The sequence below is a fragment of the Streptomyces sp. NPDC052396 genome (assembly GCF_044593195.1).
Classification (GTDB): Bacteria; Actinomycetota; Actinomycetes; order Streptomycetales; family Streptomycetaceae; genus Streptomyces.
Genome location: NZ_JBIUAW010000007.1, coordinates 463,536 through 480,321, shown reverse-complemented (window position 1 = coordinate 480,321; position 16,786 = coordinate 463,536). Strand labels below are relative to the sequence as shown.

General features: G+C 70.9%; 19 protein-coding genes. 10 read left to right on the top strand and 9 right to left on the bottom strand.

Features of this window, described 5'->3' with window-relative positions; translation table 11 throughout:
• Nucleotides 1-135: 135 nt before the first annotated feature.
• The gene (locus ACIHFE_RS21310; RefSeq protein ID WP_400108751.1) at nucleotides 136-1,272 is read right to left on the bottom strand and encodes an amidase domain-containing protein; all 1,137 of its coding nucleotides are present in this window, start codon (nucleotides 1,270-1,272) and stop codon (nucleotides 136-138) included.
• Nucleotides 1,273-1,524: 252 nt separating this feature from the next.
• On the opposite strand from ACIHFE_RS21310, the gene ACIHFE_RS21305 reads away from it, so the two are divergent.
• Nucleotides 1,525-1,713 (top strand): hypothetical protein, encoded by a 189-nt coding sequence (locus ACIHFE_RS21305; RefSeq protein WP_400108750.1) that lies wholly within the window; start codon nucleotides 1,525-1,527, stop codon nucleotides 1,711-1,713.
• Nucleotides 1,714-1,767: 54 nt separating this feature from the next.
• On the opposite strand, the gene ACIHFE_RS21300 is transcribed toward ACIHFE_RS21305, so the two are convergent.
• The 5 genes from ACIHFE_RS21300 to ACIHFE_RS21280 all read right to left on the bottom strand — a co-directional run bounded on the left by ACIHFE_RS21300 (nucleotide 1,768) and on the right by ACIHFE_RS21280 (nucleotide 6,650).
• Complete coding sequence (locus ACIHFE_RS21300; RefSeq protein ID WP_400108749.1) at nucleotides 1,768-2,397, bottom strand: alpha-ketoglutarate-dependent dioxygenase AlkB; 630 nt, start codon at nucleotides 2,395-2,397, stop codon at nucleotides 1,768-1,770.
• Between the two features lie 38 nt (nucleotides 2,398-2,435).
• Nucleotides 2,436-3,749, bottom strand: coding sequence for a carboxylesterase family protein (locus ACIHFE_RS21295; protein WP_400108748.1), 1,314 nt, complete (start codon nucleotides 3,747-3,749; stop codon nucleotides 2,436-2,438).
• A gap of 88 nt (nucleotides 3,750-3,837) precedes the next feature.
• Entirely contained in the window at nucleotides 3,838-5,058 is a 1,221-nt protein-coding gene (locus tag ACIHFE_RS21290; RefSeq protein WP_400108747.1) for a cytochrome P450, read from the bottom strand.
• A 25-nt stretch (nucleotides 5,059-5,083) separates the two neighbouring features.
• Nucleotides 5,084-6,451 (bottom strand): NAD(P)/FAD-dependent oxidoreductase, encoded by a 1,368-nt coding sequence (locus tag ACIHFE_RS21285; RefSeq protein WP_400108746.1) that lies wholly within the window; start codon nucleotides 6,449-6,451, stop codon nucleotides 5,084-5,086.
• Nucleotides 6,441-6,650 carry a ferredoxin gene (locus tag ACIHFE_RS21280; RefSeq protein ID WP_400108745.1) on the bottom strand — a complete coding sequence of 70 codons (210 nt, stop codon included), beginning with the start codon at nucleotides 6,648-6,650 and terminating at the stop codon, nucleotides 6,441-6,443. Before ACIHFE_RS21280 ends, ACIHFE_RS21285 begins: the two co-directional genes overlap by 11 nt.
• Before the next feature lie 252 nt (nucleotides 6,651-6,902).
• On the opposite strand from ACIHFE_RS21280, the gene ACIHFE_RS21275 reads away from it, so the two are divergent.
• The 4 genes from ACIHFE_RS21275 to ACIHFE_RS21260 all read left to right on the top strand — a co-directional run bounded on the left by ACIHFE_RS21275 (nucleotide 6,903) and on the right by ACIHFE_RS21260 (nucleotide 12,640).
• A complete protein-coding gene (locus ACIHFE_RS21275) occupies nucleotides 6,903-7,988 on the top strand; it encodes a DUF3443 family protein (protein WP_400108744.1) in 1,086 nt (361 codons plus the stop codon).
• 138 nt (nucleotides 7,989-8,126) lie between these two features.
• Complete coding sequence (locus tag ACIHFE_RS21270) at nucleotides 8,127-10,067, top strand: beta-galactosidase (RefSeq protein WP_400108743.1); 1,941 nt, start codon at nucleotides 8,127-8,129, stop codon at nucleotides 10,065-10,067.
• Nucleotides 10,068-10,246: 179 nt separating this feature from the next.
• Nucleotides 10,247-11,656 (top strand): S41 family peptidase, encoded by a 1,410-nt coding sequence (locus ACIHFE_RS21265; protein WP_400108742.1) that lies wholly within the window; start codon nucleotides 10,247-10,249, stop codon nucleotides 11,654-11,656.
• A gap of 204 nt (nucleotides 11,657-11,860) precedes the next feature.
• Entirely contained in the window at nucleotides 11,861-12,640 is a 780-nt protein-coding gene (locus tag ACIHFE_RS21260) for a DUF6424 family protein (RefSeq protein ID WP_400108741.1), read from the top strand.
• 24 nt (nucleotides 12,641-12,664) lie between these two features.
• On the opposite strand, the gene rpsN is transcribed toward ACIHFE_RS21260, so the two are convergent.
• Together rpsN and rpmB are read right to left on the bottom strand one after the other, a co-directional pair.
• Nucleotides 12,665-12,970, bottom strand: coding sequence for a 30S ribosomal protein S14 (gene rpsN / locus ACIHFE_RS21255; protein WP_400108740.1), 306 nt, complete (start codon nucleotides 12,968-12,970; stop codon nucleotides 12,665-12,667).
• Nucleotides 12,970-13,206: a 50S ribosomal protein L28 gene (gene rpmB, locus ACIHFE_RS21250; RefSeq protein ID WP_400108790.1), complete on the bottom strand. Its 237-nt coding sequence runs from the start codon at nucleotides 13,204-13,206 to the stop codon at nucleotides 12,970-12,972. Before rpmB ends, rpsN begins: the two co-directional genes overlap by 1 nt.
• 93 nt (nucleotides 13,207-13,299) lie before the next feature.
• On the opposite strand from rpmB, the gene rpmG reads away from it, so the two are divergent.
• The 5 genes from rpmG (at nucleotide 13,300) to ligD (ending at nucleotide 16,226) form a co-directional block, all read left to right on the top strand.
• Nucleotides 13,300-13,464 carry a 50S ribosomal protein L33 gene (rpmG, locus tag ACIHFE_RS21245; RefSeq protein ID WP_014150502.1) on the top strand — a complete coding sequence of 55 codons (165 nt, stop codon included), beginning with the start codon at nucleotides 13,300-13,302 and terminating at the stop codon, nucleotides 13,462-13,464.
• 5 nt (nucleotides 13,465-13,469) lie between these two features.
• On the top strand, nucleotides 13,470-13,721 hold the full coding sequence (locus ACIHFE_RS21240) for a type B 50S ribosomal protein L31 (protein WP_400108739.1): 252 nt from the start codon (nucleotides 13,470-13,472) through the stop codon (nucleotides 13,719-13,721).
• A 5-nt stretch (nucleotides 13,722-13,726) separates the two neighbouring features.
• The gene (locus tag ACIHFE_RS21235; protein WP_400108789.1) at nucleotides 13,727-14,863 is read left to right on the top strand and encodes a CobW family GTP-binding protein; all 1,137 of its coding nucleotides are present in this window, start codon (nucleotides 13,727-13,729) and stop codon (nucleotides 14,861-14,863) included.
• A gap of 153 nt (nucleotides 14,864-15,016) precedes the next feature.
• Nucleotides 15,017-15,220 (top strand): hypothetical protein, encoded by a 204-nt coding sequence (locus tag ACIHFE_RS21230; protein WP_400108738.1) that lies wholly within the window; start codon nucleotides 15,017-15,019, stop codon nucleotides 15,218-15,220.
• 34 nt (nucleotides 15,221-15,254) lie between these two features.
• On the top strand, nucleotides 15,255-16,226 hold the full coding sequence (ligD, locus tag ACIHFE_RS21225; RefSeq protein WP_400108737.1) for a non-homologous end-joining DNA ligase: 972 nt from the start codon (nucleotides 15,255-15,257) through the stop codon (nucleotides 16,224-16,226).
• A gap of 31 nt (nucleotides 16,227-16,257) precedes the next feature.
• On the opposite strand, the gene ACIHFE_RS21220 is transcribed toward ligD, so the two are convergent.
• Entirely contained in the window at nucleotides 16,258-16,716 is a 459-nt protein-coding gene (locus ACIHFE_RS21220; protein ID WP_400108736.1) for a VOC family protein, read from the bottom strand.
• Nucleotides 16,717-16,786: the final 70 nt, after the last annotated feature.

The following is a 16,786-nucleotide window of genomic DNA, read 5'->3' as shown; positions in this document are numbered from 1 at the left end:
AGCACATATTCCGCCTCAAGTATCACAGGGCGGCTCGGCCCGTCCGCAGCCAGGTTCTGTCTCGGGCGGATCCCTGTGGCGCGCAGGCGAGTTGACAGGGGGCCCCGCCCCGGAGGCCGGGGCGGGGCGGTGCGGTCAGGTGCGGTAGGCGTAGTAGACCGCGTCCGGGTACGACGCCAGGATGCTGAGCAGCGACTTCCGGTAGGTGTTGGTGGAGTGGTAGGTCAGGTAGGGAATGCCCATCCTGCTCTTGTAGGTGGTGATCATGGAGTGGTCCTTGGACCCGTCACCGTCGAAGTCCATCTGCAGGATGTCGCCGATCTCCAGCTGGAAGACATTCGGCAGCATGGTCACGCGCTTGGAGTTCTGCGCGTACCAGGACCATTCATTGGCCCCGACCCAGGAGTGCGACTGACTGGAGGAGGTGTACCACCACGTGCGGTAGTCCGCGGCCGCGCCGGACACCGGCTTCCAGCCGCCGGCCTTGAGGGCCTGGCTGATGAAGTTGGTGCAGTCACCGCCTTCCTCGTTGAACTGCCGGTAGGCGGGGTTGTAGTTCCGCCAGTACTTCTCCGCGTAGGCGGCCATGGCCGCGTAGTTGTACCCGGAGCGGGTCTGCCGCTTGGGTATGAGGCGGTCGGGCCAGGAGGTGTCCGCCGGCTTGGCCGCGGGGGTCGGGCCCAGGCTCTGCCGGGCCGGGACCTTGGGCACCGCCGGGGCATTGACGGCCACCGCGCCGTCATCGGCGGACTTGATCCCGGTGAGCTCCCACTTGCCGTGACCGGTGGCGGTGAAGCTCACCTGGTGACGGGCCTTGAAGCCGGTGCCGGCCGGCTCGTCGCCGTGGATCTTCTTGTAGGTCAGCGTGGTGGTCTCGGTGACCCGCACCGTGGCCTTCTTGCCCTTGACCTGGACCTGGTCCACGGCGACCCGGGTGTCACCGGCCGTGTACGCCTCGCCCAGCGCGGCGAGCCGCTGCTTGCGGGCCCGCAGTGCGGACAGCCCGCTGTTCTCGGTCCGGGTGACGCCGGCCGACAGGTGCACGGTCCGGTCCGCCGACGGCACGGCCCGCTTGGCCGCCGCGCCGTCCAGCAGGGCGGCGGTACGCCGGGCCAGCACCAGGTCGGTGGCGTGGCCGAAGGAGGCGGCCGTCGCCTTGTCCACGGTCGCGGGCCGGGTGGCCGCATCGGCGGCGGAGGCGGGCAGCACCACGGCCGCCGCGGCGATGGACAGCACCACGCCGATGGCGGATCTGACTGTTGTTGGTCTCAAAGAAAACTCCCCTTGGTCCACCGGTCCGTCCGGACCGGGTGAGGAATCTTCGCACGGCGTCAGAAACCGGCCAGAGCCGGGCCGCATTCCGGTCGGCGGACAATTCACCTGGGGCCGGATACTGTCGATGCGTCACTCTGAAATGGCCTTCCGAGGAGGGAAGTTGGGCTCGCGGCCATTCCATCGAGGGCGTCATAGAAGTGGGCGTCCCAGGGAATCCAGGGGAAACGGGCCCATATGGCGGGCGAGCCGGTGGAAACTCGGGGATTCGACCGGGAACTGCCCTACCGAGCGCTGTACGGCTCCGAGTTGTGGTCGGTCTTCGCCGCCCGCTGCGCGGGGCTCGCCGAGGTCACCGCCACCGTGGAGAGCGACGCGGCCACCCGGGTTCTCCTGCTGTGGGGGGCGGCGCCTGGCGAACCCGGCCCGCCGGCACAGTGAGGCCGGGCCGGAGGCGCTGCGCCGGCAGCGGCTACCGAGGGCGGGGCCGGACGCTCAGGCGACGCCGCGCGGGCGGAACTGGATGCTGATCCGGGGGCCCACCGGCCTGCTGGTCTTGGGCACGCAGTGGTCCCAGGTGCGCTGGCAGGTGCCGCCCATGACCATCAGGTCGCCATGGCCCACCGGCCGCCGGATGGCGGTCCCGCCGCCGCGCGGGCGGAGCATCAGCGGCCGGGGCGCACCGATGGAGAGGATGGCGACCATAGTGTTCTCCCGCTCGCCCCGGCCGATGCGGTCGCCGTGCCAGGCCACGCTGTCCCGGCCGTCGCGGTAGAAGCACAGGCCCAGGGTGCCGAAGGGTTCGCCCAGCTCTTCGGCGTAGTGCGCGCTGAGCGCGGCGCGGGCCGCCGCCAGTACCGGGTGCGGCAGCTCGTCGTCCTCCCCGTAGTGGGCGAGCAGCCTGGGCACCCGGACCATGCTGTCGTACATCTGCCGGCGCTCGGCGCGCCAGGGCACCGTCCCGGCCAGCGCCTCGAACAGCGCATCAGAGCCGCCGAGCCAGCCGGGCAGCAGGTCGATCCAGGCGCCATGGGCCAGCGTGGTGCGGCGCGCCTCGTCCAGCGGACGCAGCGGTCCGACGTCATCCGCCGTATCGAAGAGCGAACCCTGAAGCTGGAGCACCATGCCCCTACCGTACGCCATAAATAGAACGTACGAACGAATCAGAAGTGCATCACCGGTGTACGCCAGGGCGTCAGGCCCTCGCCCTCAGGAGTTCCGGTGGCGGCGAAGGCGGCGAGGGCCCCGCCGAAGGCCCGGGCCAGCGCGCGGTCGGCGGTGGTGACGGGCCCGAGCATGGGTGCCTCGGGATAGGCGTCGAGGTTTCCGAAGGCGAAGGGCAGGTCCGCGCAGTGGGTGGCACTCAGGCCACCGGGGTCCGGGTATGGGCGGCGGGTGAAGCGGTAGACATGGGCCGGAGTGCCGGAGGCGGCGCAGTGTCCGGCGATCTCGTCCACACCGTCGTGGAACATCAGGTCCGCCTCCCGGTCCGCCGCGCGGTGCGCGGCGAAAGCCGTCATCTCGTCATCGGTGCTGCCCAGCAGGATCGCCTTGCCGGCCAGCGCACCGTCCGCCACCGCGCGCCGCAGGCCGCGGGGTATGCCGGGGCCGCCGAGCACGGGCAGCATGGGCGGCGCGATACCGCCGGCCGGGGCGTGCTCGGCGGCCGTCCGGGCGTAGGCGGCCAGCAGGTCCTCGATGGGCTGGGCCCGCAGCGCACGGCCGGCCTCGGTCTCCCGGTCGAGGCCGAGCACCCGCAGATAGGCGGTGGCCGTCGCGGCCGCGTCGGCGGGGTCCTGGGGCTCGATGCCCCAGGGGCCGGACTGGGCGAGCACCCGGTGGACCAGGCCGCCGGTGGCCGGGTCCACCGCCAGGGCCAGCGCGGAGAACGCGCCGGCGGACTGTCCGCCGACCGTGACCTGCCGGGGGTCGCCGCCGAAGGCCGCGATATTGTCGCCCACCCAGCGCAGCACGGCGGCCTGGTCCCGGCAGCCGAGGTTCACCGCGCCAACCTCCGGCAGGTACAGATAACCCAGCGGGCCCAGGCGGTAGTTGGCGGTGACCACCACGATGCCGCCGAGTTCCGCGAGGCGTTGGCCGTCGTACCAGTCCCAGCCGCCGCAGCCGCTGGTGAAGCCGCCGCCGTGGAACCACAGCAGCACCGGACGGGCGGCCGAACCGCCGGGCGGCGTCCAGATATTGACGGTGAGACAGCCGTCCTCGTCCCAGTCCGGGGTGCGGGCGCCCATCACCGCCTCCAGCCGCGAGGGTCCCTGGGGCACCGCCGGGCCGGGGCGGGCGGCGTCCCGGACGCCGTCCCAGCCGGGGTGCGGGCGGGGCGGGGCGAGGCGCGCCTCGCCCACCGGAGAGGCCGCATAGGGGATTCCACGGAAGGCCGTCCCCCCGCGCTCCGTCCGCACGCCTCGTACCTGGCCGTATCTCGTCGGCACCACGGGCCGGCGCTCATGGATGTTCATGATGCAGGCATATCCCAGACCCTGCCCGGGCACGCACCCTCCCCCGGCTCCCCCGACTCCGCGTCCGTTCAAGGCGCGTTGACGTCTTCTACCGCGGCGTCGCCCGCTCGACCGGAAGGTGGCGCGGCCCGCGCAGTACCGGGCTGCGCCGGTACTCGGGCGGGTCGGCGAGCAGCCGCCAGGAGCCCAGGTGGCGCAGCAGGACAGTGAGCGCGATCTGGGTCTCCAGCCGGGCCAGCGGTGCGCCGAAGCAGCTGTGGACGCCGCTGCCGAAGCCCAGGTGCTGGTTGTCCTCGCGGTCGGGCAGGAAGCGGTCGGGGTCGGGGAAGCGCAGGGGGTCGCGGCTGCCGGCGGCCAGTACCAGGATCAGCGGGGAGCCCTTGGGGATGGTGACGCCGCCCACGTCGATGTCGGCCAGCGGGGTGCGCTGGGGCAGGAACTGAACGGGTGGTTCATAGCGCAGCAGTTCCTCCACCGCGCTCGGCATCAACGCGGGCTCCGCGCCCAGGCGTTGCAGTGCCTCGGGCTGACGGCCCAGGGTGAGCACCCCGTTGGTGATCAGGTTGACGGTGGTCTCGTGTCCGGCGATCAGCAGCAGGGTGGCGGAGGTCATCAGCTCCTGGTCGGTGAGCCGTCCGTCCGGTCCCTGATCGTTGGCGAGTTGGGAGAGCATGTCCCCGGTGGGCTTCTCCCGCCGGGTCCGGGCGAGTTCGCCCAGGTAGATTCCCATGGCCTGGCGGGCCTCCAGCGCGGCGCGGCGACGTGCCCCGGAGTCCTCGCCGGGGGTGAAGTCGAATCCGGCGACAACGGTGTCGGCCCAGGTGTGCACCTGCGGTACGTCTTCCTCCGGGACGCCCAGCAGGCGGCAGATCACGGTGACGGGCAGGGGGAAGGCGAAGTCGTCGACGATGTCGATGCGGTCCTTCTCCGGCAGTCGCCGGGCCAGGTCCTCGGCGATCTCGGTGATCTCCTGGCGCAGGGCGTCGATCCGGCCGGGGGTGTGCGGCGGCCCGAACTGCCGCATGGCCAGGCGGCGGAGCCGGTCGTGTTCGGGGTCGTCCAGGGCGATGAAGGACCGGGTCGCCGCCTCCTCCCCCGCCAGCAGTTCGTCCGCGTTGTCCCGGTGGCGGACATCGGAGCTGATCCGGGGGTCGTGCAGCAGTGCGGTGATCTCGTCGTAGGTGCCGATCAGATAGGAGCCGTCCTCCTGGCGTGCCACGCCGTTCTCCCGGAGCTCGGCGTAGAGCGGGTAGGGGTCGGGGCGGCTGGCGTAGTCGTTGATGCGCCGGAAGAGGGTGTCCGTGGACATCGGCGGGCTCCTGGTGGGGTGCGGGTCAGCCGGCGGGCTTCAGCAGGGTCAGTCGCAGGTCGGGCAGGTGGCCGGTGAGGGCGACGGTGGGGCCGTGGGAGAGCACCCTGGGGTCCGGGACGTCGGAGGGGACGGGCTCCTGGTCGGTGAGGTGGTCGGCGGCGCCGGGGCCGGGTGGGAAGGGGGCGGCGGTCTCGATCAGGTGCCGGTAGTGCTCCAGCCATTTGGCGCGGTTGACGGTGACCGCGGCGGTGATGCGGCCCCGGTAGCCGTAGACCGCCACCAGGCGGCGTTCCTCGGGTACGCCCTGGGCCAGCACCACCCGGTCGGAGAAGGTGGGCACCCCGACCGACTTGATGTTGAGGCCGAACTGGCTGGACCAGAAGGAGGGCACCGCCAGGTGGGGGCGGCGGCGCGGCCCGGGGCTGACCATGTTGTGGGCGGCCACCTCGGCCTGGGCGATGGCGTTGCCCCAGTGTTCCAGGGCGATCAGCTGGTACTCGAAGAGCGGGTGCGGGAAGCGGGCCACATCACCGGCGACGAAGATGTCATCGGTGACGATGCCGTACATGTTGAACACCCGGCAGCCCGCGTCGCAGGCCACCCCGCGAGGGCCGGCGGCCAGGCCGGAGTCGGCCAGCCATTCGGTGTTGCGGACCGCGCCCAGGCAGACCACCGCCACCTCGGCGTCGACCCGGCTGCCGTCGGAGAGTTCGGCTCCGGTGAGGCGTCCGCCGCGGCCGTGGAGGGCGGTGACCGTCACTCCGCAGCGCAGGTCCACACCATGGGCGCGTTGCAGCCGGGTGGCCCAGGTGCCGACGGTGCCGCCCAGGGCGCCGATCAGGGGTGCCCGGCCGCGTTCGACGACGGTGACCTCCAGCCCGCGTTCCCGGCAGGCGGAGGCGATCTCCGAGCCGGTGAACCCGGCGCCGATCACCAGTACCCGCTGTGGTCCGGCATCCAGCAGTCCGGCCAGCCGCCCGGCATCCTCGCTGGTGCGCAGCGTCAACACGCCTTCCAGGGCGGCTTCCTGGGGGTTGGGCCAGGGACGGGCCCGGGTTCCGGTGGCGATCAGCAGCCGGTCATAGGGCAGTTGACCGCCGTCGGCGAGCAGGACCCGTTTGGCGTCGCCGTCGAGCCCGGTGGCACGGACACCGAGCCGCCATTGGGCGTCCAGTGGGCGGCGACCCGGCAGTCCGCAGTCCTTGGCGCCCGCCCGGCCCAGGAGTACCGCCTTGGACAGCGGCGGCCGGTCATAGGGCAGTTGGGGCTCCTCGCCCACCAGGGTGATCGAGCCGGTGAAGCCCTTGTCGCGCAGGGTTTCCGCGGCGCGCAGCCCGGCCAGTGAGGCGCCGACGATGACGATCCGTCCGTCCTTCGGTTCAGAGTTCACCGGCGCCGGCCTGTTCGCCCGCCATGATGGCCTGCACCGGGCAGGCGGCCACCGCCTGCAGTACCCGCTCCCGCTGGCCGTCGGGGACGGCCGGGGTGTAGAGCAGGGCTTCCTCGCCGTGCAGTTCGAAGACCCGGGGGGCCAGGAAGGCGCACTGGGCGTAGCCCTGACAGCGGTTGAGGTCGACGACGACCCGCATGCCGGCCGCTCCTCCCGTCGCGCGATCGTTGTCCTTCCTTCCTACTGCGCGGCGCGCGGTGCCGCCTGTGCGGCTGGGCCAGGCGGGGCGCGGGTCCGGTAGCGGGACCCGGATGGCCGTGGCCGGCGGGCGCACCGGCCGTGGGCACCGGATCCTGGCGGCACAGTGCAGCCGTCTCCCGACCCGGAGCCCTCCGTGAGCCCCATGCCGCGTCCTGGCCCGCCCGTACGCCGTCGCCGATGGCGGTGGTGGATGGCCGTCGGGGCCCTGCTGGCCGCGGTGCTGCCGGCCGGCTGCGGCGGTGGCGGAACGAGCACACCCTCGGGTGGCAGTGCGCAGCTGACGGTGCCCCTGACCTATCTGCCGGCCGGCAGTGAGGGGGGCAAGCTGGGCGAGCCCCGGCTGCAGGCCACCGTCCGCATTGGCTCGCAGCAGCTCAATGTGCTGGTGGACACCGGCTCCACCGGGCTGAAGGTGCTGGCCTCGGCGGTGGGCAAGGGCAATGCGACCCCCACCGGTGCCACCGCGAGCACCAGCTTCCTCAGCGGCCTCAAGATCAGCGGGCGGGAGGCGCAGGCCAGGGTGGGGCTGGGCCGTGCCAGTGCCTGGGAGGAGAACATCCTGCTGGTCGACTCGCTGGGCTGTACCGCCGACACCCCGCACTGCGAGGCCGCCCATGGCAGGGCGCCGGAGGAGTTCGGCGGGGTCTTCGACGGCATCCTGGGCATCGGCCTGGCCGACCGCAGGCAGAGCGGGCCCGGCTGCTGCACCAATCCGCTGGCGGGTCTCAGCAAGAACGGCTCGTATATCGTCCACTTCGACCAGCGTCAGCCCCGGCTGCTGCTCAATCCGGACCGCAAGACCCTGGAGCGCTTCCATACGGTGAGCCTGCGGCGTTCGGTGACCATGGCGACGGCACCCGGTGCGTCACCGACCTCCGTCACCCTGTGGGATCCGGCGCCGCTGCGGGGGTGTCTGTCCGTCGCCTCGGTACTGGGCACCACCTGCGCCCCGGTGGTGTTCGACACCGGCACCCCCACCCTGTCCCTGCAGGCCCCCCGGCGCTCCGGCCCGGCTCCGGGGGCGATGATCGAGGACGATATCGTCAACACCTTTGGCCGGCAGGTGTCATTGGCGGTGCCATCAGCCAACTGGACGTGGTCGTACCGGATGCCGCAGAAGAGCGCCCTCGGCGATCCGCTCAACGCGCTCAACACCCCGCTGCTCAGCTATGGCGTCCAGCCGCAGCCGCTGATCCTGGCCGGGCTGCCCGCCTTCACCAAGGTCGATGTGCTCTACGACCTGGGCGGCGGCCGCATCGGGCTGGCGCCACGCTGACCGGACGGAGGGGGCAGGGGTTCAACTCACCAACCTCCAACAGACCTGAACGGTCAGCACTGTTGACTTCCGTCGGTAACGGCTCAAGGATGCGCGAGAGCACCAGCCGGGTTCCCTCGCCCTCCCAGGAGAGTCGATATGGACAGGCGCCGTTTCCTCACCCTCAGCGCATTGACCCCGGCGGCGGCCGCACTCGCCACCGGAAACCCGGCGTTCGCCATACCCGCCGGGGACCAACGCCCCCCGGGCAGGCACCGATTCGGCTTCGCCTCGGACGGCAGCGCGTTCCTGCTGGACGGCAAGCCGTTCCAGATCCGCAGCGGCGAAATGCACCCGGCCCGGATCCCGGTGGAGTACTGGCGGCACCGGATCCGGATGGCCAGGGCCATGGGCATGAACACCATCTCCCTCTACATCATGTGGAACCACATCGAGGAACGGCCGGGCGTCTTCGACTTCCGCACCGGCCGCCGTGATATCGAGGCGTTCATCCGGCTCTGCCAGACGGAAGGCATGTGGGTGCTGCTGCGCCCGGGTCCCTATGTATGCGGTGAATGGGACCTGGGCGGCATCCCGCCCTATCTGCTGCGCGATCCGGATATCCGGCTGCGCGTCGGCTCGGCCGTCGACCCGCGCTATATGGCCGCCGTCACCCGCTACTACCGGCAGCTGGTCCCCCGGATCAGGCCGCTGATGGTCACCCACGGCGGGCCCGTGCTGATGGTCCAGATCGAGAACGAATACGGCTCCTATGGAAACGACCGCGCCTACCTGGAGGAGCTCCGGCGGCTCTGGGTCGACGGCGGTGTGCCGGGCCCTTTCTACACCGAGGACGGGCTGTGGCAGGTGGAGATCAACCACACCGATGTGCCCGGCGGCGCGATCGGCCTCAGCGGCGGCGACGCCGGTTCGATCGCCAACGCGCGCACGGCCTTCCCCACTTCACCGGTGATGGCGGGCGAGGTCTATCCCGGCTGGCTCACGCACTGGGGAGAGGCCACCTTCCAGGGCCAGGACACCGATCTCTCGTCAACGCTCCGCGGCTTCATGGACAACCGGCTGTCCTTCAACCTCTATATGATCCACGGCGGAACCAGCTTCGGCTTCTCCGCCGGGGCCAATGCCGATGACCTCTCCGGCGGTTACCAGGCCGACATCACCAGCTACGACTACTGCGCCCCCATCACCGAGCAGGGCGCGGCCACGGCCCGGTACACCGCCTACCGGGACCTGATAGCGGGCTATCTGCCCGCTCCCCTGCCCAAGGTGCCCGACCCGATTCCCACCATCAGCCGCCACGACGACCCGGCGCTGCTGCCCAGACCCTTCGCCTCCCTCTGGGACAACCTGCCCGCGCCCCTGCCAGGGAGCCGGACGGTGGACCCACGACCCATGGAGACCTACGGCCAGAATTCCGGATTCATCCTCTACCGCAAGTCACTTCCCGGCTTCACCGGCGGCACGCTGGACATCGCCTGGGTCCACGACTACGCGACCGTCTTTGTCAACGGCGCCTATCAGGGCGGCTTTTCCCGCCAGTACATTCCGCTCCCGCTGGCCGGGCGGCTCAATGTCACCAACAACAACGAACCGCTCATCCTGCACCCGGCACCGGCCGCCGAATCCTGCCAACTGGACATACTCGTCGAAGGCATGGGCCGCACCAACTACGGCCATGCGATGGCCGATCGCAAGGGCATTCTGGAGTCGGTCGCACTCACCGGCCCGGGAACTCCGTCCGGCCGGCTGACCGGCTGGGAGGTGTTCCTGCTGCCTATGGACGAGGAATACATCCGCGCGCTGCGCCACCGCATCACCGACCCCGACCGCCCCGGACTCTTCTTCCACTGCGATGTGACCCTGAAGCGCACCGGCGACACCTATGTGGACATGTCCCAGTGGAGCAAGGGGGTCGTCTGGGTCAACGGCCACAACCTCGGCCGTTACTGGGAGATCGGCCCGCAGCACCGCCTCTACTGCCCCGCGCCCTGGCTGCGCCGCGGTCACAACGAGATCGTGATCTTCGACCATCACCGGACCCGGGCCAGGCCGATCGCCTTCACGGATGCGCTGGGCTGAGGGTATCCCCACCAGCCAATACGGCGGATTTCAGCCGGAATTGCCCCGGCGATCAGGGTTTCCGGCACCCATCCGAGTGTCACCCGGAAAATTCCCGATCTCCTTGATCTACTGTCCGGGCCCCATGGACCGATGATCAAGGAGGAACCGATGGACCGTGCGCGGAAAACCCGGCACAGATGGCTGACGGCCGGAGTGGCCTGGCGGCCGCCCTCGGCCTGGCCTCGCCGGCCACGGCGGAACGGCACGAGGGCGGGCGGCTGGACGGCGTATGGCGGATGAACGGCTATGGCACCGTCCTGACCATCCACCACGGCCGGCTCACCGCCTATGACACCACCCGCGTCGGCTGCTTACCCGGCCGGACCCATGCCGGCCGGCTCGGCGGCCCGGAACGCGGCGGCGCCACCCGCTTTGGAAACGACGGGGTGGCCTGGCTGACCGTCACTCCGGAAGGCCGTGGACATGCGGACCTCCAGCCGGACGGCTCGGTCAGCACCCGCCATCTGACCCGCATATCCGCACTCCCCGAGCCCTGCCGACGACCGGCCCCGGACGACCCGCTCACCATCTTCGACCGCTTCTGGGCGAACTTCAACGAGAACTACCCCTTCTTCGCGGCCAAGGGCATCGACTGGCAGGCCGTACGGGACCGTTACCGGCCCGCCATCACACCGGACACCAGCGATCAGCAGCTCCAGCAGATCTTCACCGAGATGCTCCGGCCGCTCAATGACGCCCATATCGCCCTGCTGTACCACGGAGATCCCGTCTTCAACGGGTGGCGTCCCGGAACCCTGTTGCCATGTCCCTATCTGATGGATCGTTCAACACCGGTCATCGCCGGACAGCTGACCGGCCCCGGACGGGAGTTCGCCAACGGCAGGATCACGGTCGGTGAACTCCCCGACAAGATCGGCTACCTGCGGATCACCTCCTTCAGGGAGTATGTGGACAACGGCAGTTACGCAGCGGAGCAGGCCGAGCTCGACCGGGCTCTGGACGCCCTCTTCAGCCAGGCCGGAACAGGCATGCGCGGCCTGGTCGTGGACAACCGCCTCAACAGCGGCGGTTCCGACGCCCTCGGCCTGCGCATCGCCGCCCGCCTCACCGACCGCCCCTACCTCGCCTACACCAAGGTGGCCCGGAACGACCCCGCCGATCCACGCCGCTTCACCCGGCCCCAGCCGATCACCGTCCACCCGGCGACCAACGCCCGCCGCTGGACCGGGCCGGTCGCCCTTCTCACCGGCGGCAGCACCGTCAGCGCGGGGGAAAGCTTCACCCAGGCACTGATGGGCCGGTCCCCTCAGGTGACCCGGATCGGCGAGAACACCCAGGGGGTCTTCTCCGATGTGCTGTTCCGCGTACTGGCCAACGACCCGGAGAAATGGCTGGTCGGACTGCCGAACGAGGAGTACCACGACCGGTACGGCAAAACCTATGACGGCACCGGCATCCCGCCGCACCTGCGCACTCCGGTCTTCACCGAGGAAGAGCTGAACCGGCACCAGGACTCCGCCCTCACCCGGGCCCGTCAGCTCCTCGCATCGGACAGCGCCAAGGCGGCCTCGGAGCACTCGAAGTAGACGCCCGGCCCGGGTAATGACGTTGACCGAAGCGGTGGATGGGCGACGCGGGGTATTCAACAGACCGGTTCCGTCAATGCCGGACAGCCTCCGCCTCGGTCGGAGTCCCCCGTTCGGGGGCTGTGAAAAGCCTCCGTTTGACTGCCCTCGGCGCCCGGCCGAGACTGAAAATCCAGACGAGTCGCCACAGGGCAGGGATGCACAATGGCTTCGGACAACGGCACGGGAACAGACGCCACGCAAACGCATACCGAGTCGGAGAACCTGCCCTGGACGATCCGGGTCAAGGATCATCCGCCCCGCGCCGACTCACCCGAGTATGTGCAGTCCCGGAAACGCCTGCATGAGCTGATGGCCACCCTGGACGACCCCTTCTACGGCCCGGAGCCCATCGAGGACCACCATGGCGGCGGGCTGTGGCTGAAGGACGCACAGGGGTGGTTCATGGTCCGCAACCTCGCCGGCATCGAGTGGTCCGCGCAATTCTGTGCCGACCCGCAGCGGGTCGACCTGCTGCGCCAGAACGCCCGCCGCCTCTACGCCGCTTTTCCCGATGCGGTCGAGGAACTCGGTATCCGTGAACTGCTGGACACTCCCATCACGGACGCCGACGGGGTGGCCCGCTGGACCGATTCCATCTGCAATGCGAGCGTTCCCCTGGAGCGTAAGGACCACAGCGCCGAACTGCCCACCGGCGGCGGGGTCCACCACTATCCGAGTCCCATCACCGAGATCGGTTTCTTCAAGCAGGCGGATTTCGATCTATGGGTCACCGAGGATTCGGGGCAGCAGGTGGCCGTCGCTCCGGTGGGCAAGCGGGGTTCCGGGGACGGGCGCGTTCAGGTGCTCTACGCCCCCGAACAGTCCGCGCTCCGGCCGAAGTTGGAGCAGGCACAGGCCAAGGGTGATGCGCTGATTCTCGCGGAGAACCACCCGGTGGCACAGGCCGCCTTCGCCCGGCAGAACGGGAAGAAGAAGCACTGAGCACACCGGCGGGTGGCCGGCCGGCTACCGGCCGCGCCTACGGACGCCGGGCAGTTCCCCGGCGTGGGCCAGCTCGCGCAGCCGGATACGGGACAGGCCGAAGGCCCGGAAGCAGCCGCGCGGGCGGCCGTCCACGGCGTCCCGGTTGCGCACCCGGGTGGCGCTGGCGTCCCGGGGCTGGCGGCACAACGCGCGCAGTGCGTCCGCGCGTTGGCCGTCCGGCGTGCGCGAGTGGGCCACGACGGCCTTGAGAGCGGCCCGGCGCACGGCGTAGCGGGCCACGGTCATCCGCCGCTGCTCGTTCTTGACGGTCTTGCTCTTCCTGGCCATCAGACCCGCTCCCCCCGGGCCCGGATGCGGGCCACTGCGGCTTCGATGCCGATCTTGTCCACCGTCTTGACCGCCCTGGCACTCAGGGTGAGGCGCACATACCGCCCCTCGGAGGGCAGCCAGTAGCGCTTGTGCTGGACATTGGGGTCGAAGCGGCGCTTGGTGCGCCGGTGGGAGTGCGAGATCCGGTGGCCGAAGCCGGGCTTGCTCCCGGTGAGTTGGCAGTGGGCTGACACGGTGTTCCCTTCGCTGGGCTCGGTGAGCTCGGTGTGTGGCAGCAACCATAGCCAAGATGAAAATGAAAACCAATTGCGTGTAGGGTGTGGCCCATGGCCCGTAACGAACTGCGCCCGATCATCAAGCTCAGGTCCACTGCCGGAACCGGCTACACCTATGTGACCCGCAAAAACCGCCGCAACAATCCGGACCGCCTGACGCTGCGTAAGTACGACCCGGTCGCCGGCCGGCACGTCGACTTCCGAGAGGAGCGCTGACCGCGATGAAGCCCGGCATCCACCCCGCATACCGGCATGTGGTCTTCCGTGACCGCGCCGCGGGCTTCGCCTTCCTCACCCGGTCCACCGCGACCAGTGACCGGACCGTCGAGTGGGAGGACGGCAACACCTACCCCGTCATCGACGTGGAGATCTCCTCTGCCAGCCACCCCTTCTACACCGGCACCCGCCGGGTCCTGGACACCGCCGGACGCGTGGAGCGCTTCGAACGCCGCTATGGACGGAGGGAACGGTGAAACGGCTGCCTGTGGCACTGGTCGGCGGGCTGTGCGCCGACGCACGGCGGGCGGCGGTGGCGGAGATCCTGTGCACCGTGCCCGGCGCCATCGTCCTGCACCACGATCTCTCCGGCGCCGCCGGAGGCTCGGTGCGCCGCACCATCCGCGACCGGCGCGGAACGCTGGACAGCGGCGACACCCCGCTGGTCAACAACTGCGCCTGCTGTGCCCTGCGCGAGGATCTGGTGCCCGAGCTGCTGCGGCTGGCCTCGGCGGGAACCCACCGCCTGGCCGTGGTCGAGCTGTGGGACTCGGTGGAGCCCCAGATCATGGCCGCCGTGATCGCCGCCGAGCACCGGTCGCTGCGGCTGACCGGGGTGGCCACCGCGGTGGATCCCGCCCTGGTCCTGCCCTGTCTGGCCAATGGCGACGACCTGGCCGACGTGGGCCTGGCCGCGGCGCCCACCGACCGGCGCACCGTGGCCGACACCTTCGCCCGGCAGCTCGAGTACCCCACGGTCATCGCGCTGGCCGAAGGTGAGACCCGGGCCGATCGGACCGATCTGGCCCTGCTCGGTCGGCTCACCCCGGCGGCGCGGCTGTCGTGGGTCGGTGAGGCGTCCCTGGGCCGGGCCCTGCTGACCGGGTTCAACCTGGCCGCGGCGGCGGCCCGTCAGCATCCTTCCTGTGCGCTGCTGCCCCAGAGCGCCGACGAACACGGGGTGGTCACCCTCGCCTGGTGCCGGGACCGGCCCTTCCATCCGGAGCGGCTGCGCGCGGCCGTGGAGCACCTGGCCTGTGCGGCCACCCGAAGCCGGGGCCGGTTCTGGCTCGCCGACCGGCCCGACACCCTGCTGTCCTGGGAGGCGGCGGGCGGCGCGCTGTGTGTGGAGTCCGCGGGCCCATGGCTGGCCGCGCTGCCGGATGCCGCCTGGGAGCTGGTCCCGCCGGAGCGCCGGCTGGCCGCCGCGCTGGACTGGCATCCGGCCCACGGCGACCGCTGCCAGCACCTCAGCTTCACCGCCCCCGGTCTGGACCGCGACCGGCTGACCGGGCTGCTGGACTCCTGTCTGCTCAGCGACGCCGAATACCGGGCCGGCCGCGGCGCCTGGGAGCGGCTGCCGCACAGCTTCGACGAGTTCCTCGACCCCGTTCCCTGAACCGGCCCGGCGGAGGACCGCGCGGCGGTGGACCGCCCGGGCCGTCGGCGATGCCCGCCAGATGGCCCTGCCGCCTACGCCTCCCGCCGGTTCCATGCCCCCTTCCGCCCGTCCCGGAGTGCGCGCCGGGGCCGCAGCCCGGAGCCTGGTGCCATGGACAAACAGCAACCGCCGGTCGTTGTGCACCCCCTGGTGGAAGGGAAGCGGCTGGTGAAGATCCACGACCAGTCGGTGGGCAAGGCCCGCGGCCTGGACGATCTGGTGGAGTTCCTGCGCCGGGCTGGGCTGGAGGATATGGATGTTGACAATCACTCGATCATCGAGTGGCGGGGCGGCGGCAGCGGGGTGTGGGCCTGATGAGACTCCGGGATCCCCGCTGACCGCGGGCACCATGTCCTGGTCCACCGCGCGCTCGCACGCCGCTCTGCCGGACCTCCGGCCCATGCTGGCCACCCCCGGCCCGCTGCCGGTGGACAGCGAGGCGGAGTGGGGCTTCGAGGTCAAGTGGGACGGTGCCCGGTGCGTGCTCAACGCACCGGGCGACGGCAGCCTGCGGATCCTCAACCGGGGCGGGCACGAGGTGACCGTCACCTACCCCGAACTGGCCGCCCTGGGCGAGCGGTTGCGGGGCCGGCCGGCGGTCCTGGACGGCGAGGTGGTGGTCCTGGACGAGCAGGGACGGCCCGACTTCGGCCTGCTCCAGCAGCGCATCGGCATCTTCAACCCGCGCCGTACCGCTCACCTGGCGATGCGGTATCCATGCCATCTGATGCTCTTCGACATCATGTTCCTCGACGGGGAGTCGCTGCTGACCGTCCCCTACCGGGAGCGCCGGGCCATCCTGTCCTCGCTGGACCTCAACGGCCCCAACTGGTCCACTCCCGCCCATCTGGAGGGGCACGCCCGGCAGGCCTGGGATGCCACCTTGCGTCATGGCTTCGAGGGTGTGGTCTGCAAGGAGCTGTCCTCCCTCTATATCCCGGGCGTCCGCTCGCCCCGCTGGCGGAAGGTCAAGCACCTGCTCACCCTTGAGGTGCTCATCGGCGGCTGGACGGAGGGCCATGGGGCGCTCGCCGGCCTGCCCGGCGCCATCCTGGCGGGCATCCCGGAGAGCAACGGCCTGCGCTATGTCGGGGCCGTGGGCACCGGTTTCTCCGAGGAGGAACGCCGCCTGCTGGCCGGCTATCTCTCCGCCCTGCCCCGGGCCGACTCCCCCTTCGCCTCGCCGGTGGGCGCGGCGGACGCGCACTGGGTGGAGCCCCGGCTGGTCGCCGAGATCACCTACACCGGCTGGACCACTGGCCGCCAGTTGCGCAACGCGGTCTGGAACCGGCTCCGCCCGGACCTCACCATCCCCGGCTGACCACCGCCTCGCCCCCGCCCCGGCCGCCACATCACGGCTGGACGGGGCGGGGCGCGGGCACCGGGTCCTTGCCGAACACCCAGGGCGCCAGCACCACCAGCCAGCCGTCCGGGTCCTCGAAGAGCACGGCGCCCCGCTCCGGCCAGTACGGATTGGCCGCCTTCACCGGCCGGTGGCCGCGGTCCGCCAGCCGCCGCACCACCACATCCCTGGCCTCCGCATCCCTGAGGTAGAGCACCAGTTGGTTCTCCGGGTGCGGTTCGGGGATGGCGGGCGGCCGGCCGTGCTGGGTGATCTCCATCTGCACCGGCGCGCCGGGCAGCCCGAACACCACCCCGTCGTATCCCGCATGGCCCTGCCAGGCGGCGAGCACGGGCAGTCCGAGGTCATCGCGGTAGAAGGCCAGGATGTCCCGGTAGTTGGCGGTGGGCCGGGCGAACCGCACGGCGCCCACGGCGAGATGGGCCGGCCAGCTGTCGAAGTCGGTCATGGGAACACGCTCTCACGCCCCACCCGTAACACTCCTCGGACCTTGGTCGGGGGCCGTGGCCCGTCGCTGG

What these genes read in the sequence shown, in the direction of transcription:
- ACIHFE_RS21280 (WP_400108745.1), bottom strand. Translation starts at nt 6,650, where the DNA reads ATGCGGGTCGTCGTCGACCTCAACCGCTGTCAGGGCTACGCCCAGTGC.
- rpsN (WP_400108740.1), bottom strand. Translation starts at nt 12,970, where the DNA reads ATGGCCAGGAAGAGCAAGACCGTCAAGAACGAGCAGCGGCGGATGACC.
- ACIHFE_RS21275 (WP_400108744.1), top strand. Translation starts at nt 6,903, where the DNA reads ATGGCCGTCGGGGCCCTGCTGGCCGCGGTGCTGCCGGCCGGCTGCGGC.
- ligD (WP_400108737.1), top strand. Translation starts at nt 15,255, where the DNA reads ATGTCCTGGTCCACCGCGCGCTCGCACGCCGCTCTGCCGGACCTCCGG.
- ACIHFE_RS21220 (WP_400108736.1), bottom strand. Translation starts at nt 16,716, where the DNA reads ATGACCGACTTCGACAGCTGGCCGGCCCATCTCGCCGTGGGCGCCGTG.
- ACIHFE_RS21300 (WP_400108749.1), bottom strand. Translation starts at nt 2,397, where the DNA reads ATGGTGCTCCAGCTTCAGGGTTCGCTCTTCGATACGGCGGATGACGTC.
- ACIHFE_RS21295 (WP_400108748.1), bottom strand. Translation starts at nt 3,749, where the DNA reads ATGAACATCCATGAGCGCCGGCCCGTGGTGCCGACGAGATACGGCCAG.
- ACIHFE_RS21240 (WP_400108739.1), top strand. Translation starts at nt 13,470, where the DNA reads ATGAAGCCCGGCATCCACCCCGCATACCGGCATGTGGTCTTCCGTGAC.
- ACIHFE_RS21270 (WP_400108743.1), top strand. Translation starts at nt 8,127, where the DNA reads ATGGACAGGCGCCGTTTCCTCACCCTCAGCGCATTGACCCCGGCGGCG.
- ACIHFE_RS21230 (WP_400108738.1), top strand. Translation starts at nt 15,017, where the DNA reads ATGGACAAACAGCAACCGCCGGTCGTTGTGCACCCCCTGGTGGAAGGG.
- rpmG (WP_014150502.1), top strand. Translation starts at nt 13,300, where the DNA reads ATGGCCCGTAACGAACTGCGCCCGATCATCAAGCTCAGGTCCACTGCC.
- ACIHFE_RS21265 (WP_400108742.1), top strand. Translation starts at nt 10,247, where the DNA reads ATGGCTGACGGCCGGAGTGGCCTGGCGGCCGCCCTCGGCCTGGCCTCG.
- ACIHFE_RS21260 (WP_400108741.1), top strand. Translation starts at nt 11,861, where the DNA reads ATGGCTTCGGACAACGGCACGGGAACAGACGCCACGCAAACGCATACC.
- ACIHFE_RS21290 (WP_400108747.1), bottom strand. Translation starts at nt 5,058, where the DNA reads ATGTCCACGGACACCCTCTTCCGGCGCATCAACGACTACGCCAGCCGC.